We start from the raw sequence: 23659 nt of genomic DNA, 5'->3' as shown, positions 1-23659 counted from the left end.
TCTGGCGCGGGCGGCCGCCCGTGATACGCCTGCCAGGTGAACGTCCAGCCCGCAAAGCGCGCCGCCGATTCGGTCACGACCATGACCGAGTACGTCCTGCCGACGCACGCGAACGCGCTCGGCTCGATCTTCGGGGGCCAGGTGCTCGCCTGGATCGACCTGTGCGCTGCCATCTGCGCGCAGCGGCACACCGGCAGCACGGTCATCACCGCCGGCATCGACGACCTCTCGTTCGACCGCGGGATCAAGGTCGGCCAGGTCGTCCGTCTCGCGGCGCGGGTGACGGCCACCTTCCGCACGTCGCTCGAGATCCTCGTGTCCGTCGAGGGGGAGGACGCGGCGACGGGCGACGTCTGGCCCACGGTCACGGCCTTCGTGACGTTCGTGGCGGTCGACGCGTCGCTGAAGCCGACCGCGGTGCGGCCGCTCCGGCTCGAGACGGACGAGGATCGCGCCCTCGCCGAGGCCGCGGCCGAGCGGCGCGCCCGCCGGCTCTCCCGGCGCAGCGGCGGCCGCGGCGGCGCGTGACCGCTCGCGCTACTTCGCCGTGAAGCGATCGGGGTTGCCGAGGAACTCGAAGTGCATCGTGTCCTCGAGGTCGTCGTGGCCGAGCCAGTCGAAGCCGTAGCGCTCGAATGCCTTGATCCAGCAGCGGGTGAGCGCGGTGCGCTCGTAGGCGGTGCGCTTCTTCTCCTGGCAGAGCGGGCTCGTGGGCCACGGATCGACGCAGCCGCAGCACGGGTTGCGGTCGGGATCGATGTCGACGGCGATGCCGAAGAGGTGGTTCGAGATCTCCGCGCCGCGGTAGCTGTTCGCCGTGCGGAACCCGCCGACCGCGCGCGGCGTGTAGCGGCGCGGCTTGCCGGAGCACGTCGCGCGGATCCGCTTCTCGACGCAGTGGAGCGCGGGGGCGATCTTCTCGTGGATGGAGAGCGGCAGGCCCATGAACTGCACGGTCGTGGCCTGGGAGTGCGCGCTCTCCGGGTTGAAGCGCCGCGTCTCCTCGGTCTCGACGTGGCCGTAGCGCTCGGCGAGGTAGCGGACCGCCTTGGCGTGCTTCGTCGGGACGAGCATGCCCTTCTGGACGAAGGTGCGCCGCTTCAGGAACTTCTGCGGGCTCTGCGGGCGGCACTCGATCGGCTTCGGCTTCTTGCTCTTGCCCTTGCTCTTGGCCCGGGCGGCCTCCTTGGCCTCGGCCACGGGCCCGTCGCCGAGCCCCAGGGGGCCGGCCGCGAGCAGGGCGATCGCTGCTGCCACGAGCAGATGCACCCGTGTCCGGCCGTTCGCGTTCACGCGCGGAGGTTAAGCAGGCCGAGCGAAGGGCGGCAAGGACTTGCCGCAAGCGCCCGTCAGGAGAGCGCTGTCAGGAGGCAGGGGGCGCACCCAGCCGAGGGATGGCGCGCTGCGTCTCCGGGAGGGCGCGGCTGCACGGCAGCGACACCATCGCGCGCGACGGACCGCGGACGGCGAGCGCGCCGCGCGGCCGCCCAGCGACCGGTCTCATGGGACGCTCCACGGCGAGCAGATCTCCACGAGCACGCCGTTCAGATCGCGCACGTAGGAGATCCGCTGGCCCCAGGGCACGTCGTGGGGCTGCTCGACCGGCGTCGCCCCGGCCTCGACCGCGCGCTGGAACGCCGCGTCGACGTCCTTGTTGGCGACGCAGATCTCGAACCCGGGCGGGCGCGCGCCGGCCCGGTTCTTCACGAACTCGGGGAGGTTTTTCTGGGCGAAGTCCTCCCGCACGAACCCGAGCGGCACCTCCCCCTGCATCTGGCAGTAGTCGTTGTTGCCAGAGACGAACTTCCGCTCGAAGCCGAACGCGCGCTCGTAGAACGCCGCTGCCTCCAGCGCGTCGGGCACATAGACGATCACACCGCCGAATTCTCCGCTCATGAACACCTCCTCGCGGGCGTCCGGCCCGCACGCACCGGCATCATGGAACCGCCCTCCTGACAGCGTGCTGTCAGGAGACGAGGGCCCCCGGCGCGGTCCGCGGCGGCGGCGCGCGAACTCGGCAGGCGCGGCCGCCGCGCCGATGCCGGGCCGCGCCGTCACCGTCGCTGTCGCGCCGCCGCCGGGCGACATGCGGTGGCTCGAGGGACGGACGGCGCGCGATACTCCCGCGCATGAACTCGCTGTCCACAGTTCGCTCCATGGCAGAGAACAACGCCTGGTCGAACCACCGGCTCCACCGCGCGTGCGCCGAGCTCACCTTCGATGAGCTCACGGCCGAGCGGACCAGCTTCTTCCCCTCGATCCACGAGACCCTGACGCACATCCTGCACGTCGACTGGTACTACCTCGACGCGCTCGAGCGCGGCGGCCGCGGCCTCGACATCTTCAAGGACGTCGCGCCGTTCACCGACTTCGCCGCGCTGCGGCAGGCGCAGCGCGAGACCGACAGCCGCCTCGTCGCCTTCTGCGAGCGGCTCTCCAGCGACGCAGCGCTCGACGACGAGGTGCAAATTCAGCGCGAGGATTACGTGCAGGTCGATCGGGTAGGAGGCGTGCTGTTGCACCTCTTCGTCCACCAGATCCACCACCGTGGGCAGGCGCACGCGATGCTCGCCGGCACGCGCGTGAAGCCGCCGCAGCTCGACGAGTTCTTCATGGCGGCAGAGCTGCCGCTGCGCGAGGCAGAGCTCCGCGAGCTCGGTCTGCCGGTGCGGTGACGCGGTGCCTCGGGCGGGGCGCACGGTGATGTACCTGGGCATACGCGCGCTCGCGGCCCGAGCGGAGGCGCCCGACCGTCCTCGCCGCCGCCTCCGGTTGCAGCGCTGAAGCGGCGTTGCATCCATGCAAGGGAAATCTGACGAGAACCCCCGTGTTCGCGCGGTACTCGTCTCAGGGGGAGACGGCATGGCCATTGCACCGTCGGACGATGTTCCCTCCGCTGCGGTGGTTGCCGCAAGTGGTCCTGAGTTGAAGTTTTTTGCGCGTGAGCTCCCCATGAAAGAGGTCCGCAGCGATCAGCGCCGGCAGGCGAACGAGACGCCGATCCCCAGGAGCGGTGTCATGCGCACCGTCCCTCGAAGCGTCATGCCGGCGAGCGCGCCGGCCAGTGAGGGGACGCTCGTCGGGCCGAACGGCGCGTCCTTCGAGGTACGTCCGTCCGATCCGCTCCTCGGCAACGTCGACATCGACGGTGTGGTGGCGAGTGTCCCCGAGTTCTACGCGATGAAGGGGATGTTCTTCAACGCGCTGGCGGCGACGCTCGGGGAGCGGTTCGTTCAGGTGGTGCCGACGCTGTCGAGCCCGCCGCGGGGCGGGCTCTACCTGCCGTTCTCGGACTATCCGATGCGCGACTTCCTGCGTCTCTATGACGCAGCGGCGCGCCTCTCGCACCCGAACCGGAGCTCGCGCGAGGCCTACCGTCGCCTCGCGCGGCAGCAGGTGTCGGCCTTCCGGGAGAGCGCGCTCGGCCGGATCACGATGCACCTCGCGACCGATCCCGGCGCCGCGCTGATGCGCTACACGGGCAGCCTCGGCGCCCTCGTGAAGGGCCCGTCTGCGCGGGCGCGGCAGCTCGGGCCGTCGGAGGTGCAGATCGACATCGGCGGCTTCCGCGGTGTGCTGGAGTACCCGCTCGGGAATTTCGAGGCGCTCGTCCTGGGCTATGGCGCCAAGCCGACGATCTCGGTGGATGTGCGAGGGCCCGATGCGCTTCAGTTCGTGGTGAGCTGGTAGGGCCGCGCCGGCGGGAGGGTCGGCGCTACGGTGGTCAAGGGGAGGGGGATCCGGTGGCGGAGCGCTCGATGAAGAGCTGAGCGCTCGATGAGAAGCGGAGTGCGGGCAGCGGGGGATAGCGAAGGATCGAGGCGGGGTATCGAGCGACATCGGCGCTCTTCGCCTGGGTGACGCCGAGCTTCTGCCCATTGAGATCGGTCCAGCGCCGCTGGCGACCTGCCTCGGCGGAGAGCCCGAGTCGATCGACTGCCGCCTTCATGCCCTTGCGCGAAGGACTTCATGGGACACGTGCACCTCCAATAGATGGGTGTGTTGGGCATCCTTCGCGTGCCTTGGTATGCCGAGATCCTCGTCAGGCAACGCAGGCTCGCATGATATCCATCAACCGATGCTCCGGGCTCCACATCGGCTCTCCGACAACCTCGTTCGAGGCGCTTTCCGGAGCCGCAGCTCCTCTCGCCAGATAGGTGCAACATTCCTCTGGAGCTCCAGCGCCCGCGACGTCGTCGACCTTCCCCCCGCCGGCCTTGCGCTCGCTCCCTGCCTTTGCGAGGGTCGTTGCCGGGCCGGCGAGCCCGTCGCGAGGACCACGACATGACCACCAGCGAGATCGCGCTCTTCGTCTACGACAACCTCATGAAGGGCGAGGACCAGCACGAATGGCTCGCCTCGGCCCGCCCGCTCGGGGAGGCGACCACGACCCCCCAGTACGCGCTCGTCGACCTCGGCACGAGCGGCGCCCTCGTCCAGGGCGGGTTCGTCGCCGTGACCGGCGAGCTCTACGCCCTCTCGCCCGCCGCGCTCGCGGCGCTCGACGTGCACCGTGGACACCCGATCTTGCACCGGCGAACCGCCATCCGCCTCGCCGACGGGCGCGAGGCCCAGGCCTACCTCCTCTCGATGGAGCAGGCCGCAGGGTGCCGGCGCGTCCGCGAAGGCGACTGGCGGAAACGCCGCGGCGCACCCGGCGCCACCCGCACCCGGGACAACAGCCCGCTCGTGAGCTGGGCAAAACGCCGCTTCGACCCCTCCCGCTGACAGCACGGCCCGCCGCCTCCGGCCCGCTGCGCGCCGCCCCGCCACCCGCGCGCCGCCGCCCCGCCACCCGCCGCTCGCCGCGCCATCCCGCCCGGATAGCATCCACACCCCTCCGCTCGAGCGGCGCCTCCCTGCGCAGGTGCTAGGGCATGGTGCGAGGACACGTGACGAGGACCTCGGGGCATGACCGCCTCCCGGGCGCGACCGGAGAGCCCGCATCGGCCACCGACCAGCTCGCGGAAGCGGTCGCCGAGGCGTCCGCCGCGCTCTCGGGGAAGCTCGACCGGCAGGAGCTCCACCCCACCCTCGTCGCGCTGGCCGCCCGGCTGCTCGGCGCCGACGTCGCGCTCGTCCACGGCGCGCCGGCAGACGGCGCGCTCCCCACCCGCCTGCTCGCCTCGCACGGATCGCCGATCGCGCTGCCGGGCGAGCGCGCCGCGGCGCTCGACGACCTCCCGAGCACCCCATCGCTCGTGCGGCGCGCCGCGGAGGGCCGGCGCGTCGAGCACACGGCGGCGGACGAGGCGGCGCGCGAGCGCTTCCACGACGTCCGCGCCATCGAGGCGTGCCTGGGACCGTGCTGGGTGCTGTGCGCCCCCCTGCTCGGCGCACGCGGGCTGCTCGGCGTCCTCACCTGCGCCTTCGCCGGCCGCAGCGCGCCGCCGCAGGAGCTCCTCCCGCGCGTCCAGGCGCTCGGCGCGCTGTTCGGCCTCGCGCTCCAGGCCGCCGAGCGCGCGGCGGAGCAGCGCGCCGAGCGCCACCCCGCGGACGCGCTCGACGACGCCCCCGCCGCGCGCTCGCCCGCGCTGCAGCGCGCCGAGGCCCTCCTGCAGGACGCCCGGGCCGCGCTCCGCGAGGCGGACAGCCGCCTCGCCGCCGAGCGGGAGTGGCTGCGCATCATCATCGAGGATTTCCCCGTCGCCATCGCGATCTTCGACGAGCGCGGCGGCCACTCGCTCCTCGCGAGCCGCCGCTGCGAGCAGCTCTGCGGCGGCCCGCATCCCCTCAAGACACCCGGGTGGCCCGAAGGCGCGCCGGGCGTGCGGCTGTGCCAGCCGGGAGGACGCCCGCTCCTGCACCACGAGATGCCCCTCGTCCGCGCGGCGCGCGGCCAGGGGACGACCTGCGAGGAGCTGTGGTTCCGCAGGCCGGACGGGAGCTTCGTGCCCGTCATCGTGAGCGCCGGCCCCATCCGGGACGACAACGGCGCGATCCTCGGCGCCGTCGCCAGCTACGAGGACGTCACCCACTACGCAGAGCGCGCCCGGCTCCGCGAGGAGTGGACCTCCATCGTCGCGCACGACCTCAAGCAGCCGCTCACCGCGATCTCCGCCTACGCGGGCATGCTGTCGCGGCGGTCCCAGGACACCTCGGGGTGGAGCCAGAAGATCCTCGCCAGCGCCCGGCGCCTCGAGCAGATGATCGACGACCTGTTCGACGCCTCGAAGATCGAGGCGCGGCGCTTCTCGGTCGAGCCGCGGCCGACGGACCTCGGCGCCCAGCTCCGCGCCGCCGTCGAGCTCGCAGCAGCCGAGCGGCCCGATCGCGCCGTCGTGCTCGCCGTCGACGAGGGCGTGCCGCCCGTCCTCGTCGACCCGGCGCGCATGGACCAGGTGATCGGAAACCTCCTCCTGAACGCCGCCAAGTACGGCGACCCGAGCGCGCCGACCCGGGTGACGCTCTCGCGCCGCGGCGCCGAGGTGGAGGTGGCGGTCGAGAACCGCGGCCAGGGCATCCCGCCGGACGAGCTGCCGCGGCTGTTCCAGCGGTTCCAGCGGCTCTCGTCAGGCCCGTCCAGCAAGGCCCCGCCCGGCACCGGCCTCGGGCTCTACATCTGCAAGGGCATCGTCGAGGCGCACGGCGGCCGGATCTGGGCGCAGAGCACGCCGGACGAGTCGACGTCATTCCACGTCGCGCTCCCGCTCCCGGGAGCGCCCGCGGGCGACGGTTGACCCCGCGGCCCCCGCGCCCGCCGCGGTGACGCCGGCCGCGAGGCCCGCCGCGTTCGATCAGCCGTTCTTGATGCGCGCCACGATCGCGTCCGTGAGCGTCTTCGTGTCCGCCTTGCCGCCGAGATCGCGGGTGCGCACCCCGTCCGCGTTGAGCGCCCCGTCGATGCCGGCGCGCAGGCGGGCGGCGAGCTCCCGCTCGCCCACGTGATCGAGCATCATCGCGGCGGCCAGCATGAGCGCGATCGGGTTCGCGACGCCCTTGCCGGCGATGTCCGGCGCCGAGCCGTGCACCGCCTCGAAGATGGCGGCGTTGTGCCCGATGTTGGCCCCCGGCGCCATGCCCAGGCCGCCGATCAGGCCCGCGATCTCGTCCGACAGGATGTCGCCGAAGAGGTTCGTCGTGACGATGACGTCGAACTGCCACGGGTTCAGCACGAGCTGCATCGCGCACGCGTCGACGATGCGCTCGTCGGTCGCCACGCGGCCCTCGAAGGCCCGGCCCACCTCGCGCGACGTCTCGAGGAAGATGCCGGTGAGCGCCTTCATGATGTTCGCCTTGTGGACGATGGTGACCTTCTTGCGGCCGTGCTTCTCGGCGTAGTTGTAGGCGTACTCGGCGATGCGGCGCGAGCCGACCCGCGTGTTCACGCCCGAGCCGATCGCCACCGCGTGCTCGTCGCTCCCGATCGGGATGTAATGCTCGAAGCCCACGTACAGGCCCTCGAGGTTCTCCCGCACGAGCACGATGTCGATGTTCTCGAAGCGCCCGCCGGGGATCAGCGTGCGCGCGGGCCGCACGTTCGCATAGAGCTGGAACTCCTGCCGCAGGCGCACGTTCGACGACCGGTATCCGCCGCCGATCGGCGTCTCGAGCGGCCCCTTGAGCGCGAGCTGCGTGCGGTGGATGCTGTCGAGCGTGGCCCGGGGCAGCGGGTCGCCGAAGTCCTTCACGCCGGCCATGCCGGCCACGCACGTCTCCCACTCGAAAGGCGAGCCGAGCGCGTCGAGGGCGCGCAGCGTCGCCTCCACGATCTCGGGGCCGATGCCGTCACCAGGGATGAGGGTCGCGGTCTGCTTCTGTGATGTCACGGGCTGTGTCTCTCGGGCTCGGGGTCCATCGCGTCGACCAGGAAAGGCGCACGCATAGCCGAGGTCCGCGCCGCGATCTACCTCCCGGGACGGTAGATCGAGCACTCGGACGGAACATCGTGAGGTGCGTTCTGACCTCTGCGCGCTCCACATGTTTCGAGTGTTTCACGCGCTCCGCGCTGCTCCGCGCGTGTCCATGTCGCTCCGCGCTCGTCCGGTCTGTTTCGTGTCGTGGTCCGCGTTGTTTCACGTTGGTTCACGCTCGATGGCCCGCCGGGGCGCAAGTCCCTTGAGGATCCCCGCCCGCGCCCCCATCATGTCGCGCGCCCATGATCTGCCCGCGCTGCCACCGCGGTTACGCCGACCGTTCGTACGCGTTCTGCCCCGACGACGGCGCCCGCCTGGTCCAGTCCCTGTCGGCCGCGCCGCCCGCGCAGCCGACGCGGCAGTTCGGCGCCGTCCTCGAGGATCGCTACGTCATCCAGGGCTTCATCGGCGCGGGCGGGATGTCGCGCGTGTACCTCGCCGTGGACAGCCACACGAAGGAGCAGGTCGCGATCAAGATCCTGAACCGCAGCTTCGCTGCCGACCGGACCCAGCGCGAGCGGTTCCTCCGCGAGCTCGAGGTGGCGGCCGAGCTCGGGCACCCGAACATCATCCGGGTCCTCGACGCGGGCGATCGCAAGGACGGGTCCCCCTTCATCGTGCTCGAGCTCCTCACCGGCGAGTCGCTCGGCGTCCTGCTCCGCCGCGAGGTGGCCGTGAGCGAGGCCGTCGCGCTGCCGCTGATCCGGCAGGCGGCGTCGGCGCTCGCCTCCGCGCACGCGGCCGGGATCATCCACCGCGACGTGAAGCCGGACAACATGTTCCTCGTCCGCTCCGCGGGCGGCCCGCGCGTGCTCAAGATGATGGATTTCGGCTTCGCGAAGCTGCGATCGGGCCCCACGACCGCGGCGGGCCTCGTGCTGGGCACCGTCCCCTACATGGCCCCGGAGCAGGCCCTCGCCGATCCCGTCGACGGCCGCACCGACGTCTACGCGCTCGGCATCACGATGTTTCGCATGCTCGCGGGCCAGCTCCCGTTCTCCTCGCCGGACGACGTGGTGGTCGTCGCCCAGCACGCGTGCACCGCGGCCCCGCGGCTGAGCACGATCCGCCCCGGCATCGATCGGCGCATCGAGGCGCTGGTCGCCACCGCGCTCCGCAAGCTGCCCGGCAACCGCTTCGACTCGATGCAATCGCTCCTGGAGGACGTCGAGCGCATCCTCGGCGTCCGCCCCGGCGAGCCGATCGGGGCGCCGCTCAGGAAGACCCCGGACGTCTACGAGCCGGTGAACCCGGCCGCGCGCGAGGCGCTGAAGTTCCTGCGCCGCCAGCTCCCCTGAGCGGACACGCCGCCGCGCGCCGGGCGCGCCCCGATCATCGCGCGCCGAGGTCCTCGACGCGGTAGCCGTCCGGATAGGTGCGGGTCTTCTTCCTGGTGAGCAGGCGCGGCTCGCGCCGGCGGGGCATCGCCCGCAGGACCGGGCCGCGCGCACGGAGCGCCCCCTCGACGAGGCGGCGCAGGGCGGGGGAGGGCCGCGGCAGCCCGAGCGCGTCGAGCAGACGATCGTCGAAGAGCGCGTGGACGACCCGCGCCCCGAGGGGCCGCAGGGCCCCCGGCAGCACCCAGCTCAGCATGAGGTCCCGCGTCGCGACGGCGAGCCTCCGGTTGTCGTCGGAGAACCGCATGTGCTCCGCCTCGAAGTCCACGTTGAACCGCTCGAACGCCTCGTAGCTCGGCGGGATGTCCCTGATGTTCATCAGCGCCCCGACCTGCTTCCAGTAATGGTACGTCGCGAGCTTCTCCTTCCCGGTCAGCGGGCGCCAGCCGAAGCGCTCGTTCCAGCGCACGGGCTCGAAGACGAACGTCGACAGCGTGTACAGGTACTCGTCGTTCGGGATGGCGTAACGCCCGTGCTGCCGGTTCATGCGCCGCAGCGCCGCCCGGCCGCGCTCGCTGTCGTATCCGTTCTCCAGCATCTCGGAGAGGATGAGCACCGTGTCGTCGTAACGCTTCTGGGTGCGCTCCAGGAACTCGCCAGTCCGCACGAGGAGCGGTGAGCTCTTCGCGATGCCGAAGACGCGGACCAGCGCGAGCTCCAGGGCGCGCTGCGTGTCCCACGGGAAATCGTAGCACGTCGAGAGAAATATGATCTCCTGGTGATCCTCGACGGGGTCGAGGTTTGCCTCGATGTGGTCGCGGATCGCATGGCGCGATCGCGACTCGGGGGGGAGCCAGCGCATGGAGATCTCCTGTCGCGTATCCGCTCGATGTCGACTCGGTATCTACCATCAACCCTCCGCGGCTCCCGGCGGAAACGTCGTTGACGTTGTCGAGCGGTTATCGAACGGATGAAATGGGCGGGGGCGGACGTGGCGCGCGGACGTGGCGCGCCGCGGGCCCAGGGCGGGGGAGGCGGGCGCCCGGCGGCGAGCAGGCGGTGACCGGCGGCCGCGGCGGCCGGGCCGGCGGCCGCGACGATCGCGGACCTGTGACCCCGGCGCTCGAGGGGCTCAGTCGTGCGGGCGTCGGGGCGTGCGTGGGCTGCGCGCAGGTGCCACCCTAGCTCCGTGCGGCCCGTCATTGACGACATGATCCAGGAGCTCCTCACACGCCACCGCTCGAGCGGCCGGGTGGACCTCAACGACATCGCCGAGGTCATCGATCGCCGGGCGGTCTCGTACGAGGAGGTGGAGCACATCATCGATCGGCTCGAGTCCGAGGGCCTCCGCGTCGCCGAGCCGCTGGACCCGGGCGACGTCGAGGTGCTCCGCGCCGTCCTCGAGAGCGCCAGGCGGCTCGCCGCCGAGCTCGGGCGCAGGCCCACCATCGGCGAGATCGCGCTGGCCTGTGGCCATGCCCCGCACGCGGTGCGCCGGGCGCTGGAACAAGCGGGGCGCGCCAAGGCTTGTTGAGGGGGGCGGCCCGCGCCGGTCGCGTCGCGGCGCGGCGCGGCAAGGCGCAGCGACGGCGCAAGGGAGCGACCCAGAGCGAAACCAACAAAACGAAAGGGCACCTTCGTTGATGGAAGACCGGAGCTCTACAGCGGTGTTACTATGGAGATGGAGGGGTGCTCTGTAGCCGTAGTCGATTGTTTCATCTACGCATCAGGGGGAAGGAAGGCTGGCCCGATGAACATCACGATCACGTTCCGGCACATGGTGGGTACCGAGGCCGTCAAGAAGCACGCGCACGAGAAGGTGGCCAAGCTTCAGAAATTCCTGAGGCAGGCGATGACGGCGCAGGTGACCCTCTCGGTCGAGGGCCTGGAACACGTCGCCGACGTGCGCCTCTCCTCGGGCAGCCTGGCCTTCCAGGCGACCGAGCGGGGTGAGGACATGTACGCTTCGATCGACATGGTGCTGGACAAGCTCGAGCGGCAGATCCGCGATGGCAAGGGACACACCATCGCCCGCAAGCGCAATGGCACGAGCGCGGGCGAGTACGCCGCCGAGGTGGAGCGAGAGGCCGCGGCGCGCTCCAGAACGTGAGCCAGCGCGCCTGCCGCTGAGGCCGCGGCGCGCTCCTGGAGGTGAGCCGCCGCGCCCGTCGCGGGCGCGGCGGCGCGGGGCGCTCGTCGCGCCTGCGACGGGCGCGGCGCGCTCCCCTGCACAACCTGCCCGGGGAGCGCTGCCGTCGCGCCCGCGACGAGCGCGGCGGCAGCCCGCAGCGACGCGTCGACCACGACGCGGGCGCAGCAGCGGAAGAACACCTCCCTCCGGACCGCTCCTCGCGATAGCGTCCTTGAGTCGCGTACCCGAGGTACCCAGGGTACGATGGCAACGTCGGCGCGCCTGGCCCTGGCCGAGCGCTGCGCCGGCCGTGCCGCGTGCGCCACCCAGAGCCCCCTCACCTCGCCAGAGCGCCGAAACCAGCATGCAAGTCTGCGACATCTTGACCGCGCACCAGGTATCCGTCGCCAGCGAGCAGGAGGGGGTCGTCCGCTCGAAGGCGGACGCGCTCCGCCGGCTCGCCGCCCTGCTCGCGACAGGGCAGCAGGGAATCAAGGGCGAGGACGTCGAGCGGGTGCTCGCCGAGCGCGAGCGCCTCCAGTCCACCGGGGTCGGCAGCGGCGTGGCCATCCCCCACGGCGCCATGGAGGGCGTCGAGCGGCTGATCGGCGCGGTCCTGCTCTGCCCGAAGCCGATCGACTTCGACGCGATCGACGGGGCGCCGGTGTCCATCCTCGTCGCCGTGATCGGGCCGAAGCGGGCCACCGGGGAGCACCTCAAGACCCTGGCGCGCATCTCGCGGCTGCTGCGGGACGAGACGTTCAGGAAGCGGTTGCTCGGCGCCTCGACCGGGCGGGCGGCGTTCGAGCTCATCGCCGCGGAGGAAGGGAGGTCGGTACCGTGAGCGACGCGCGCGGCAGCAGACAGGACGGGGACCGGGGCGACCGGGGCGCTCCGCCGGGCGGCGGAGGGCGGGTGGACCGCCCCGTGCTCACGGTGCGGAGCCTGATGGCCGACGAGGGGCTCGGCATCGAGCTCTCGCTGATCGCGGGCGCGGCGGGCCTCGACCGGCCCATCATGAACACCCGCATCCAGAAATCGGGCCTCGCGCTCGTCGGCCACTTCCACGGCATCGTCCCGACGCGGGTGCAGATCCTCGGCCAGACCGAGCTCTCGTTCCTCCACAAGCTCTCACGCGAGGACCGGCTCCTGTCGCTGCGCGGCTTCTTCGAGCTCGGCCTGTGCTGCGTCATCCTCACGCAGGGCGACCAGCCGTTCGAGACGAACAGCTCCGGGATCGGCTTCTTCCCCGTGCCGGAGCTCGCGCAGTGCGCCGAGGAGTCCGGGACGCCGCTGCTGATCTCGGCGGTGCGGTCGAGCGTGACGATCACCGCGCTGCACGCGCTGCTCGACGATCGCCTAGCGCCGCGCATCCGCCTGCACGGCGTGCTCGTCGACGTCTTCGGCGTGGGGCTCCTGCTCATGGGGTCGAGCGCGATCGGCAAGAGCGAGTGCGCGCTCGATCTCGTGATGCGCGGCCACCGGCTCGTGGCCGACGACGCCGTGGAGTGCGACTACCGCCCGCCCGGCATGGTGTTCGGCGCCCCGGCGGAGCTCCTCCGCTACCACCTCGAGGTGCGCGGCCTCGGCATCCTCAACGTGAAGGACCTCTTCGGCGTCACCTCGATCCGCGAGCGCAAGCGCATCGACGTCGTGGTGAAGCTCGTCGAGTGGTCGAAGGACACCGAGTACGACCGGCTCGGGCTCGACGAGCGGTACCACACGATCCTCGGCGTGAAGATCCGGGAGCTCGTCATCCCGGTGCGGCCCGGCCGCGACATGGCGTCGATCCTCGAGGTCGCCGCGCGCAACGAGCTCCTGAAGAACGCCGGGTTCCACGCGGCGCGCGAGTTCTTCGGCAACGTCGAGGGCGAGCTGCTCGGCGAGCGCACGCCGGAGGAGTCGTCGGTGCCGCCGCCCGTCCGGTTCGCGGAGGAGGGGACCCAGCGGAGCGCGGCGCCGCCCGGCCCGCCCCGGCCGCCGCGGCCCGGCTACGACAGGGACGCGCCGAGCCCGCCGAGCAGCGCCTTCCGGCAGCCCCCGGATCGGGCGAGGCCGCCCCCCGACCGACCGGGCTCCGGGTTCGTCGCCACGGAGTCGTCGGTGAGCCTGCCGCGGCCGAGGAGGCGAGGGTGAGCGGCGCGAGCGGTCCTCCGCAGCCGCCGGCGCACGCGCCGTCCGAGGCAGCGCCGGGGCGGGTCGTCGTGGTCACGGGGCTGTCCGGCGCGGGCAAGTCGACGGCGCTCCACGCGCTGGAGGACCTCGGCTTCTTCTGCGTCGACAACCTCCCGACGTCGCTCGTCCGGCCGGCGGTCGAGGCGTGCGAGGCGGGCGGGATCACCCGCATCGGGCTCGGCATCGACGTCCGGGTCGGCTCGTTCCTCGCGGGCGCCACGGCGGCGCTCGACCAGATCCGCGTCGGCCGCGACGTCGTGATCCTCTTCCTCGACGCCTCGGACGAGACGCTGCTCCGGCGCTTCAGCGAGACGCGGCGCCCCCACCCGCTGACCACCGGCGGCAGCGGCGCCATCGCGATGCTCGACGGCGTCCTCCTCGAGCGCGAGCGGCTCGCGTCGCTGCGGGCCCGGGCGACCATCGAGCTCGACACGACGCGGCTGTCGACGCACGACCTGCGCCGCGTCGTCCTCGAGCGGCTGCGCCCGGCCAAGGTGGATCTGCCCGTGATGTCCACCCGCTTCGTCTCGTTCGGTTACAAGTACGGCATCCCGCTCGACGCCGACCTGCTCCTCGACGTCCGCTTCCTCGACAACCCGTATTTCGTCCACGGCCTGCGCGAGCTGACGGGCAACGACGAGCCGGTGCGGGACTACATCCTCAAGAACCCGGACGCCCTCGAGTTCATCGGCAGGACGGAGCAGCTCCTGTCGTTCTGCATGCCGCGCTACGCCAGCGAGGGGAAGAGCTACCTCACCGTCGGCATCGGGTGCACCGGCGGCCGGCACCGGTCCGTCGTGCTCACCAACGTCCTCAGCGACAGCCTGCGGCGGAAGACGGGGCTCCCGATCACGGTCGTTCATCGAGACGTCGCCCGGGCGAGCGGGAGTATAGTACCCTCGGTGGGCGAGGGGCTGGCCGGGACCCCGAGCGTGGACCTCCGGCTGACGCCGTCTGGGGTGGCCGCGCCGGAGTCTCGCCCGGCATCGGGCAAGAGCGTGACGGGGGGCGAGCGGTGACGACCGATGCGGTGACGAGGCGTTTCACCATCATCAATGTGCGAGGGCTGCACGCGCGCGCCGCGACGAAGCTCGTGCAGCTCGCGGGGCGGTACGACTGCGAGATCTCGCTGACCGGGCCTGATGGGCAGTCGGCCAACGCGAAGAGCGTGATGGGCGTGCTCCTGCTCTGCGGCTCGATGGGCACGCAGATCGAGGTCCGCGCGACGGGAGATCAGGCCGGCGAGGCGGTCTCGGCGATCGGCGAGCTCATCGCCGCGCGCTTCGGAGAGCCCGAGTGACGCGCGGCCGGAGCGCGCTCCCCGCGGGGCTCCCGGGCGACCGTCCCGTGGCGGCGGACGCCGCCGGCGGCGACGCGGTGGAGTCCGGCGTCCGGAGCGACGCGATGGCGCCGACGGCCCGGAGCGACCTGGCGCCGCCGACGGCCCGGAGCGACCCGGCGCCGGCTGCGGCCCGGCGCGACTCGGCGCCGCCCGGGGCCCGGAACGACTCGATGCCGCCCGGGGCCCGGACCGAGACGCTGCGCGGCATCTCCGGCTCGCCGGGCGTCGCCATCGGCTCCGCCGTCGTGATCGGCGGCCACCGGACGGATCACCCGCGCCGCCGCGTCAGCTCCAGCGAGATCGCGGCGGAGCTCGCGCGCTTCGAGGCCGCGGTCGAGCGCGCGCAGGACGAGCTCCGCGACATGTCGAAGCGCCTCGGCAACCACCGCGCCGAGGCGTCGATCCTCGAGGCGTACCTCCTGATGCTCGGCGACGAGACGCTCGCTGACGCCGTGAAGCGCCAGGTCACCGAGGAGCGGCGCTGCGCCGAGTGGGCGGTGGCGGCCGCGTGCGAGGCGATCGCGGGCCGCTTCGCCGCGCTCGACGACCCGTACCTGCGCGAGCGCAGCCACGACGTGAACTTCGTCGGCGAGCGCCTGCTGCGCGCGTTCACCCTCCCGCCGCAGGAGCCGCCGTCGTCGCGGGACACGTCGCCGCTCTCCACCCGCAGCCTGATCGAGCTGCAGAACTCGATCGCCATGCCGGCGACGTTCGGCGCGGCGATCCCGCGCTTCTCCGGGCCGACCATCGTCGTCGCGCACGACCTGTCGCCGGCCGACACGGCGGCGATGGTCGACGAGCCGGTCGTCGGCTTCGTCACCGAGGTCGGCACCCGCACGAGCCACACCTCGATCATGGCCCGCGCGCTGGAGATCCCGGCCGTGGTCGGCGTGAGCGACGTGCTCCAGCGCGTGATCACGGGCGATGTGGTCGTGATCGACGGCCTGCGCGGCACGGTCATCGTGCGCCCCGGGCCCGCCGAGCTCGCCGAGGCGCGGGCCCGCGCCGAGCGCCACGTCGCGCTCGCCAAGGAGCTCTCCGAGTCGCGGCACCGCGCGGCCCAGTCGAAGGACGGGGTCAAGGTGTCGCTCCGGGCCAACGTCGAGCTCCCGGCCGAGGCGATCCTCGCGCGCGACCAGGGCGCCGACGGCATCGGCCTCTACCGGACCGAGTTCCTCTACATCGATCGCACGTCCCCGCCCACGGAGGACCAGCAGTTCGAGATCTTCCGCGCCGTCGTCGAGGCGCTCCGCCCGAAGCCGGTCACGCTGCGCACGTTCGACATCGGCGGCGACAAGTTCGTCTCCACCTTCCAGGTGCCGCCCGAGATGAACCCGATGCTCGGCCTCCGCGCCGTGCGGCTCGCGCTCTCGCGGCCCGACGTGTTCCTCGAGCACCTGCGCGCCATGGTGCGCGCCTCCGCCTACGGCGACGTGCGGATCATGATCCCCATGGTCGCGGGCCTCGGCGAGCTCCGGCAGGTGCGCGCGATGCTCCGCCGCGCGCAGGAGCAGGTCCGCGCCCGCGGGCAGCCCTGCGCCGACGACATCCCGCTCGGCGTGATGATCGAGGTGCCCTCGGCGGCGATCATGGTCGATCACTTCGCGCGCGAGGCCGCGTTCCTGAGCCTCGGCACGAACGACCTCATCCAGTACGCGCTCGCGGTCGACCGGACCAGCCGCTCGCTCGCATACCTCGCCTCGCCGTTCGATCCTTCGATCCTCCGGCTGATCACGAAGGTGATCCAGGCGGGCCAGGATTTCGGCCGGCCGGTCTCGCTCTGCGGCGCCATGGCGAGCGACCCGCTGGCCGCCCTGCTCCTGCTCGGCCTCGGCCTCCGCGACTTCTCGATGGAGGCGGCGGCGATCCCGGAGATCAAGGAGACGCTCCGGCGCGTGTCGGTCGCCGAGGCCGAGGCGGTCGCGGCGGAGGCGCTCGCGTGCGCCACGGCCGAGGAGGTCGAGTGCTGCGTCGCCGCGGCGTTCGCCCCGGATCTCTTCGACCTGCTCACGGGAGAGCGCGGCGCGAAGTGACCTGCGTCGCAGGTCGACGGCCTCGTCGTCTTCACCTCGTTTTCGCTTGAGCTCGCGTGGCGGGCTTCCTAGCGTGACAGCGCTTCATGAAGTCCTGTAAAGCCATGGATGCGGCGCCGGGCGCGTCCCGCGTGTCGCGCGCGCTCGCCGCCGGCGCGCTCGCGCTCGGCCTGTGCGCGGCGGGCTGCGAGCAGGAGCAGCCGCCCACGCGGCTCGTGGGGCAGGCGCACCTGACGCTGCTCCACACGTCGGACATCCACTCGCGGCTGTTCCCGTACAACCTGCAGCTCGGCCAGGTCGACGCGGGGCTCGGCCTCGGCGAGGCGACCACGATCGCGAACGTCGGCGGCGCCGCGCGGATGTCCCACATCATCGGCCGCGAGCGCGCGCGGTCGTCGCGCGTGCTGCACCTCGACGGCGGCGACTGCTTCCAGGGCGCGCCGATCTTCAACTTCTACGCGGGCGAGGCGGAGATCCGCACCCTCGGCGCGATGGGCGTCGACGCGATGATCGTCGCCAACCACGAGTTCGACCGCGGCGCGCTGAACCTCGGCATCCAGCTCCAGCACAACGCCGGCTTCCCCATCCTCGCCGCGAACTACCAGCTCGAGGACCCGGCGCAGCCCGGCGCCTCGCCGCTCGGCGCGATCCTGCAGCCGTTCACGGTCTTCGACCTGGAGGGCCTCCGGGTCGGCGTCATCGGCATGGGCAACCTCTCCAGCCTGACGTCGATCTTCGAGGCGCCGAACCGGCTCGGCATCACCCCGCTCAACACCACCGAGGTCGCCCAGTTCTACGTCGACCTGCTCCGCCCCACGGTGGACGTCATCGTCTTCGTCACCCACCTCGGGCTCGACGTCGACGAGCGGATGATCGAGACGACGACGGGCATCGACGTTGTGCTCGGCGGGCACAACCACATCGTGCTCCAGCCGCCGAAGCGCGTGCGCGACTGCTCGCGGTACTACGACGAGGAGAAGCAGAGCCACTACATCCTGCTGAACGACGAGCGCTCCCCCGAGCGAGGCGAGAAGCTCCGGCGCTACTGCGCGCCGCGCGACGTGGTGCTCGCGCACTCCGGCGCGTTCGCGAAGTTCGTCGGCCGCCTCGACCTCGTGCTGTCCAGGGACCCCTCGGAGCTCGGCGCCGACTACGACCCGTTGAACGGCTACGAGGTGGTCTCGAACCGGTACGAGCTCTTCCCGGTGACCGAGGACGTGCCGGCGGATCCGATCGTCGCGTCGGTGCTCGAGCCGTACGGGCAGGGGCTCGACGCGCTCGCGAACCTCGACCTCCTGGTCGGCTACGCGCTCGACGGCTCGCGCCGCGTCTCGACGAGCGGCGGCGACTCGCCGCTCGGCAACCTGATCGCCACGGCGATGTGGCTGCGCCTCGGCATCCAGACCGATTTCGCGCTGACCAACACGACGGGCATCCGCGCCGATCTCGTGCCGGGCCCGGTGACGGTCGAGCAGATGTACAACATCTTCCCCTTCGACAACTCGATCTCGAAGATGCAGCTCTCCGGGCTGGAGGTGCAGGACCTCTTCGACTTCGTGGCGCGCCGCTCGGCCGGCCGCGGGTGCGTGTCGCAGGCGCAGATCGCGGGCGCGCGGGTCGTCATCGACTGCGCCGCCCGCGCCTCCGAGGGCGCCGCGCCCGGCGTCGCGACCCGCGTCTACATCGGCGCGCACGTGCCGCGGATCGCGTGCCCGAACGGCGACGCCGACTGCCCGGGCGGCGCGGTGGGGAGCTGCGACGTCGAGGCCAACCGGTGCTGGCAGCCGATCGACCCGCTCGCGACCTACGAGCTCGCGACGTCGAACTACCTCGCGCAGGGCGGCAGCGGGTTCCGGGTGCTCCAGCGCAACACGACGCAGTTCGACACGCAGGTGCAGCAGCGCGACGCGCTCATCGACTACATCCGCGCTGGCAGCCCGTGCGGCGCGGGCGACGACGGCAAGGTGCCGTCGTGCCGCGTGGACGGCGACTGCGCCGAGGCGCTCGGCGAGGGCTACGTCTGCGCGTGCCCCGAGTCGGTCGTCGAGGGGCCGGTGTGCCGGACCGGCGACGCCCCGTGCTCCGCGGGGGCGTGCGTGCTCGCGCGTTGCCGCGACGACGTGGCCGCCTACCAGCGCGACGTCTGCGCGGCGGCGCCCACGGCCGAGCTGCAGCGGCAGTGCGAGGGCGCGCTGGCCCCGTGCAGCGCCGCCGGCGAGCAGTGCAAGTACCTCGCGTGCGTCGATCGGCGGCTCGGCAACTTCTCCGACGGCCGCCTGCGGATGGTGGGCCAGTGACGGCGCGGGCGAGGCGCTGCGCGGCGCTCACGGCGTCCACGATGATCGCGGCCGCGGCCCTCGCCGGGTGCGGCAGCGACGGCGGGCCCCTCCCTGGGGTCTCGAGCTTCTGGGTCAAGGTCGAGAGGGTGAACGGGGAGGCGCCGCCGTCCGCCGACGAGCCCTTGCCGGCCAACCGGGGCGACACGGTGGACACCTGGGACTTCCGCATCGAGGCGCGCGACCCCGCCGGCCGCCGGGCGGACTTCGACGGCATGGTCCGGCTCAGCGTCGAGCCCGGGGCCGTGATCGACGTCGAGTCCGACGACGAGGGCGCCGCGGTCGGGCGCAACATCCTCCTGCGCGACGGCGTCGCGGTGGGCGCGGTCCACGTGACGGCCGTCTACGGCCCCACCCGGCTGTGGGCCGAGGACATCGGCTACCTGCCCGCGGCCCGCGACGTGCGCGACCGCCCTGCGTGCTCGAACGGCGCCAACGACGACGCCCCCGGCGACGTGCTCATCGATTTCCCCGCCGACCCCGGGTGCGCCTTCGCCGACGATCACAGCGAGGAGGGGGGCACCTTCAGCGCCGGCGCCTCCAAGCCCGTCGCCTACGCCCTGCCGCGCGTCGCCGACGTCCAGGGCGGCGGCTCGGCGACGCCCTACGCGTTCGAGGGGATCCAGATCAACACCGCGGCTCCCCAGCGCGTCGTTGTCACGCGCGTCGCGAGCGACGGCTTCTACGTCACCGATCTGGCCGGCCAGGAGAGCGGCTATAACCACCTCTTCGCGTACAACTTCAACACCCCCGCCAACATGCGTGTCTGCGATCGGCTCGAGTACCTCGCGGGCACCGTGAACGAGTTCTTCGGCTTCACCGAGCTCTCGTTCCCTTCCTACGAGATCGCGCGCGTCGAGGAAGGGGAGGCGTGCGAGGTCCCGGAGCCGGCCCTGCTCGACGGGCGGACGATCGCCGACGCCGGGGCCATGGAGCGCCTCGAGAGCGGGCTCGTGCGCGTCGAGGGGGTCCACATCAGCAAGAACTTCGGCCCGCGGCCCGCGCGCGACAATGTGTTCGCCCCGGAGCAGTCGAACTGCGACCTGAACGGCGACGGCCAGGTCGACTTCGAGAGCGCGGCCGAGGGGCGGTGCGCGAACGCGTGCTCGCGCGACCCCGAGTGCAGCGAGTGGACGAGCTACTCAGCGCGCGGCAACTACAAGGTCACGGACGGATCGACCATGATCCAGGTCCAGACCGGCACGGTGAGCGAGTTCAATCCGACGTCGCACCGGGGCCAGGCGCTCGGCGCGGTGACTGGCACGCTCCGGAACTTCTCGGGCGGCTCTCTGAACTGGACCATCGAGGCCCGCTGTCCGGACGACCTCGTCTGCGACGCGCCCGGCTGCGCGCCCGCCGCGAAGACCTCGAAGGAGGCCTGCGTGCGGCCGCGCAGCCTCAACGACAACGACGCGGAGACCAACTAGCCCTCTCTCGCTCGCCGCGGCCGCGCTGCCCCGCCGCATCACCCAGGCCCCAAGGAAGTCCACCGCCCGCCATGCACCGAAGCGCGCTCCTCGCCCCCGCTGTTTCCGCGGCCCTTCTGCTCACCCTCGCGCCGGCGGCGCAGGCCCAGCCCCAGCCCGCCCCCGACCCGGCCGCGCCGGCGCCCCCGCAGGCGCCCGCGGCCCCGGCGCAGGAGCCCGCCGCGCCGGTCCTGGAGCCCGCCGTGCCGGCCCCGCCGCCCGCCCAGGCGCCCGCCGCGCAGCCGTCGCCCCCGGCGCCTCCTCCGCCGCCCCCGGCGCCTCCTCCGCCGCCCCCGGCGCCTCCGGCGCTGTCCCGGGCGCCGATGCTGGCCGAGCTACCGCGCCCGCTGCCGGACCCGCCGCTCGACCCGGAGGAGCTGCCCGTCCGGGTGGGCGACGCCATGGACACGCGCCTCACCTGGACGCTCGGCGACGACGACCTGCTCCACGACACGGGCCAGACGCAGTTGCACTCGCCGAACCTGAGCGTCGGCGACCGCAAGCAATACCGGCTCTTCTTCGACAACCTGAACTCCCGCTTCAGCGGGCGCGAGAACCTGACGCACCTCGCGCTCTACAAGCGGATGCCGGGGTTCATCCCGCGGCTCGACACCGAGGCTTCGCTCGTCCTCCGCGTCGACCTCGGCGCGCTGTCCAGGAACAGCAACAACGTCAATCAGGCGTTCTACGACGCCGGGTCGTTCATCCGTGCCTTCTATCACACGGACGGCAGGGCCGACGGGAAGACCGGTGTCGGCGTCACGCTCTGGCCGCTCGACACCGACCGGTTCCGGCTCGGCTACCTCTACGACATCTCGTGGGGCGGCACGAACGCGTCGATCAACCAGTCGATCTTCCCGCGCATCATCGGCACCGCGCCCGGCGCGAAGGTCCAGTATGACGCCGAGCGGTTCAGCGTGTATGCCGGGTTCAAGATCGCCAGCCTGACGCAGACGGAGCGGGTGCTCATCTCCGGGACGAGCGAGGTCGAGCGGGTCAGCATCTCGCAGTCGAACTACGGTTTCCTCGCCGGCGGCGGCGTCGAGCTCCACCCCTACGTGCACGCCGACCTCGGCGCCGGCTACTTCCAGCAGGGCAGGTTCGACTGGCCCGACGTCGCGGGCGAGCCGGTCTACACGTACGGCGCCTCGGCCCGCGTCGTCGCGCACACGAAGAACGAGCCGATCCCGCAGTCGGTGGACTTCCTGCTCTACCGCAACGACCCGAACAAACCGCAGATCATCTTCAAGCCCGAGTCGTACACGCCGGGCAAGACGACGTGGGCGGTGAGCCTCGAGGCGTCGAACCTCTACCAGAACCTCAAGGACTTCGAGTCCGCGGGCGTGACCACCCATCAGGCGGCCCGCGCCGGGGCCCTCCAGGCGGTCGTCAAGTCGGGGTACGCGCGCGCGAGCGTCACCGGCATCTACCGCGATCTGCCGTTCGTGCTGCGCAACCAGCCGAGCTTCATCCCGTTCCAGACGATCCCCGACACCCGCGGCGCCTCGACGTCGGACGAGCTGTTCTTCGCCCTGGCCGCCGACTACTACATCGCTTCCGCGCGGCTCACCCCCGGCCTCGGCGCGGGACTCCAGCTCCCCGCCTCGTTCAGGACGACATCCTTCGATGCTTTCGACGCGCCGATCGCCCGCACGGTCGTCGTGCGCGAGCAGGGCAACCTGTCGATCCTCCCTTACAACACGTCCGCTGTCCCCATCGTCCAGGCCCGCGCGAGCCTCAAGTGGGATGTCAGCAAGATCCTCTCCGCTGTCGCGTGGGTCCAGTATGTGCGCGACAACAACGGCACCTTCATGCAGCGCGACCCGTCCGAGGGCACGGTGGCGCTGCGCACCTTCGTGAGCCCCGACTTCTTCGGCCTCGGCACGAGCGTCCAGGCCCGCTACTGACGCGGCGGCCGCGCGCGGCCTCCCCCGTGCCCCGCGCGCCGCCCCCCCGGCGCCTCACCGCGGCTGGAACGCCTTGAACGCCGCCACGGCCCGCTGCGTGGTGCTCACGGTCTCGACGATGCGGAAGCCGCCGCGCAGGTAGAACCCCTCGAAATGCAGGACGCTCTCGCCCTCGGCGGGCTCGATCTCCCAGTAGCGCGAGAGCTCCTTCGACGTGCCGAGCACGGCGATCCGCCGCCACCCCGACGGGATCATCCCCGTCCATTCCGGCCCGCGCTTCTCCGTCAGCTCGAAGTCGTCGCGGCTGTGCTTCACCCGGAAGCTCGCGTCCGGGCCCGAGCCGATGCGCGCGTCGAGCATGCCCCCCGGCGGCCCCTTCGCCTCCTGGTCCTGCCGCCGCGGCCCGCGCTTGCTCACCCGGTAGCTCGCGACCGAGTGCGGGTCGAGGTAGTAGGTGCCCCCTTCCTTGCTCGCGCGCAGCCGCCCCGCGTAGATCGCCTGGCGCACGGCGCTCTCGGAGATCCCGAGCTGCTGCGCCGCCTCCGGCACCGTCACCGTGTAGCGCGTCCGCGGCGTGGTCACCGCCGCGTCGAGCGGCAGCCGCTTGCGCGCCACGCAGTCGAGCATCACGTGGAACGCCGGATCGCGGTACACGTCCGCCGTCGCGACGCTCCGGCCCGCGACCGCGGTCCTGTCCAGCAGCGGGTTCTCCGGGCCGAGGACGAGATCGGTCAGCTCGGCCTCGGACACCGACGGGTCCTTGGCCGCCGCCATCACCCGGCACAGGAACGTCCCGAGCTCGCCGGCCGGCGTCGCGAACTCGACCGTCTCGCCGGACAGCAGCGTGTATTGCGTCTTCATCTCGCCCCTTCGCAGCTCGTCGTGTGCGCTCACCACCGCCGCGCGCCGCACGCGTGCCCGGGGCCACGCGAGCCCGATCCGTCCACAAGGCGGACGGAGTCCCTCACCGGCGCCGGCACCGGCGCCCGCAGGCGGATCTCACCCGGCCGGGGAGGTCGGGCCGGCGGGCCCCGGCCCCGATGAACTCGAGAGACAGGACCGCCCGCACGTCACCC

At 72.3% G+C, this 23659-nt stretch carries 22 protein-coding genes; 16 read left to right on the top strand and 6 right to left on the bottom strand.

Translation table 11 applies throughout. The annotated features are described in order from the left end of the window. The first annotated feature begins 36 nt into the window (after positions 1-36). A complete protein-coding gene (locus tag WME96_RS30880; RefSeq protein WP_437285176.1) occupies positions 37-528 on the top strand; it encodes an acyl-CoA thioesterase in 492 nt (163 codons plus the stop codon). A 9-nt stretch (positions 529-537) separates the two neighbouring features. Here the strand turns inward: WME96_RS30880 and WME96_RS30875 are convergent, their stop codons facing one another. Together WME96_RS30875 and WME96_RS30870 are read right to left on the bottom strand one after the other, a co-directional pair. Continuing rightward, complete coding sequence (locus WME96_RS30875) at positions 538-1257, bottom strand: M15 family metallopeptidase (RefSeq protein WP_437285175.1); 720 nt, start codon at positions 1255-1257, stop codon at positions 538-540. Between the two features lie 243 nt (positions 1258-1500). Continuing rightward, entirely contained in the window at positions 1501-1896 is a 396-nt protein-coding gene (locus tag WME96_RS30870; protein WP_437285174.1) for a VOC family protein, read from the bottom strand. Between the two features lie 260 nt (positions 1897-2156). Between WME96_RS30870 and WME96_RS30865 the strand changes: the two genes are divergently transcribed. Together WME96_RS30865 and WME96_RS30860 are read left to right on the top strand one after the other, a co-directional pair. Further along, complete coding sequence (locus tag WME96_RS30865; RefSeq protein ID WP_437285173.1) at positions 2157-2675, top strand: DinB family protein; 519 nt, start codon at positions 2157-2159, stop codon at positions 2673-2675. Between the two features lie 343 nt (positions 2676-3018). Next, positions 3019-3690, top strand: a complete 672-nt coding sequence (locus tag WME96_RS30860; protein ID WP_437285172.1) for a DUF2378 family protein — start codon at positions 3019-3021, stop codon at positions 3688-3690. Between the two features lie 34 nt (positions 3691-3724). Here WME96_RS30860 and WME96_RS30855 read toward each other — a convergent pair whose 3' ends face one another. Further along, entirely contained in the window at positions 3725-3949 is a 225-nt protein-coding gene (locus tag WME96_RS30855; protein WP_437285171.1) for a hypothetical protein, read from the bottom strand. 335 nt (positions 3950-4284) lie between these two features. Between WME96_RS30855 and WME96_RS30850 the strand changes: the two genes are divergently transcribed. After that, complete coding sequence (locus WME96_RS30850; RefSeq protein ID WP_437285170.1) at positions 4285-4728, top strand: gamma-glutamylcyclotransferase family protein; 444 nt, start codon at positions 4285-4287, stop codon at positions 4726-4728. Between the two features lie 149 nt (positions 4729-4877). Then, positions 4878-6680 carry an ATP-binding protein gene (locus WME96_RS30845; RefSeq protein ID WP_437285169.1) on the top strand — a complete coding sequence of 601 codons (1803 nt, stop codon included), beginning with the start codon at positions 4878-4880 and terminating at the stop codon, positions 6678-6680. A 57-nt stretch (positions 6681-6737) separates the two neighbouring features. Here the strand turns inward: WME96_RS30845 and WME96_RS30840 are convergent, their stop codons facing one another. Further along, entirely contained in the window at positions 6738-7769 is a 1032-nt protein-coding gene (locus WME96_RS30840) for an isocitrate/isopropylmalate dehydrogenase family protein (protein WP_437285168.1), read from the bottom strand. Between the two features lie 329 nt (positions 7770-8098). Here WME96_RS30840 and WME96_RS30835 point away from each other — a divergent pair, with 329 nt between their 5' ends. Then, a complete protein-coding gene (locus WME96_RS30835) occupies positions 8099-9154 on the top strand; it encodes a serine/threonine-protein kinase (protein ID WP_437285167.1) in 1056 nt (351 codons plus the stop codon). A 34-nt stretch (positions 9155-9188) separates the two neighbouring features. Here WME96_RS30835 and WME96_RS30830 read toward each other — a convergent pair whose 3' ends face one another. After that, a complete protein-coding gene (locus WME96_RS30830; RefSeq protein ID WP_437285166.1) occupies positions 9189-10055 on the bottom strand; it encodes an oxygenase MpaB family protein in 867 nt (288 codons plus the stop codon). Between the two features lie 327 nt (positions 10056-10382). Between WME96_RS30830 and WME96_RS30825 the strand changes: the two genes are divergently transcribed. The 10 genes from WME96_RS30825 (at position 10383) to WME96_RS30780 (ending at position 22583) form a co-directional block, all read left to right on the top strand. Next, positions 10383-10727 carry a sigma-70 domain-containing protein gene (locus WME96_RS30825; RefSeq protein ID WP_433927697.1) on the top strand — a complete coding sequence of 115 codons (345 nt, stop codon included), beginning with the start codon at positions 10383-10385 and terminating at the stop codon, positions 10725-10727. 216 nt (positions 10728-10943) lie between these two features. Continuing rightward, positions 10944-11303 (top strand): ribosome hibernation-promoting factor, HPF/YfiA family, encoded by a 360-nt coding sequence (gene hpf, locus WME96_RS30820; protein WP_061617637.1) that lies wholly within the window; start codon positions 10944-10946, stop codon positions 11301-11303. 385 nt (positions 11304-11688) lie between these two features. Continuing rightward, entirely contained in the window at positions 11689-12168 is a 480-nt protein-coding gene (locus WME96_RS30815; RefSeq protein WP_437285165.1) for a PTS sugar transporter subunit IIA, read from the top strand. After that, positions 12165-13460, top strand: coding sequence for an HPr(Ser) kinase/phosphatase (gene hprK / locus WME96_RS30810; RefSeq protein WP_437285164.1), 1296 nt, complete (start codon positions 12165-12167; stop codon positions 13458-13460). The genes WME96_RS30815 and hprK overlap by 4 nt, the downstream gene beginning before the upstream one ends. Next, positions 13457-14518 carry an RNase adapter RapZ gene (gene rapZ, locus WME96_RS30805; RefSeq protein WP_437285163.1) on the top strand — a complete coding sequence of 354 codons (1062 nt, stop codon included), beginning with the start codon at positions 13457-13459 and terminating at the stop codon, positions 14516-14518. The genes hprK and rapZ overlap by 4 nt, the downstream gene beginning before the upstream one ends. Before the next feature lie 11 nt (positions 14519-14529). After that, positions 14530-14799, top strand: coding sequence for an HPr family phosphocarrier protein (locus tag WME96_RS30800; protein WP_433927693.1), 270 nt, complete (start codon positions 14530-14532; stop codon positions 14797-14799). Next, positions 14796-16874, top strand: coding sequence for a phosphoenolpyruvate--protein phosphotransferase (gene ptsP / locus WME96_RS30795; RefSeq protein WP_437285162.1), 2079 nt, complete (start codon positions 14796-14798; stop codon positions 16872-16874). The genes WME96_RS30800 and ptsP overlap by 4 nt, the downstream gene beginning before the upstream one ends. Positions 16875-16978: 104 nt before the next feature. Next, on the top strand, positions 16979-19171 hold the full coding sequence (locus tag WME96_RS30790) for a bifunctional metallophosphatase/5'-nucleotidase (protein WP_437285161.1): 2193 nt from the start codon (positions 16979-16981) through the stop codon (positions 19169-19171). Beyond that, positions 19168-20637: a hypothetical protein gene (locus tag WME96_RS30785; protein ID WP_437285160.1), complete on the top strand. Its 1470-nt coding sequence runs from the start codon at positions 19168-19170 to the stop codon at positions 20635-20637. Before WME96_RS30790 ends, WME96_RS30785 begins: the two co-directional genes overlap by 4 nt. Positions 20638-20708: 71 nt before the next feature. Beyond that, on the top strand, positions 20709-22583 hold the full coding sequence (locus tag WME96_RS30780) for a hypothetical protein (RefSeq protein WP_437285159.1): 1875 nt from the start codon (positions 20709-20711) through the stop codon (positions 22581-22583). Positions 22584-22637: 54 nt separating this feature from the next. Here the strand turns inward: WME96_RS30780 and WME96_RS30775 are convergent, their stop codons facing one another. Further along, positions 22638-23444: a helix-turn-helix domain-containing protein gene (locus tag WME96_RS30775; protein WP_437285158.1), complete on the bottom strand. Its 807-nt coding sequence runs from the start codon at positions 23442-23444 to the stop codon at positions 22638-22640. Between the last annotated feature and the right edge of the window lie 215 nt (positions 23445-23659).

Origin of the sequence: Sorangium sp. So ce406 (assembly GCF_051474675.1) — a bacterium.
Taxonomy (GTDB): Bacteria; Myxococcota_A; Polyangia; order Polyangiales; family Polyangiaceae; genus Sorangium; species Sorangium cellulosum_G.
The sequence above is the reverse complement of the archived record's forward strand: the minus strand, read 5'-3'. Positions and strand labels throughout refer to the sequence as shown.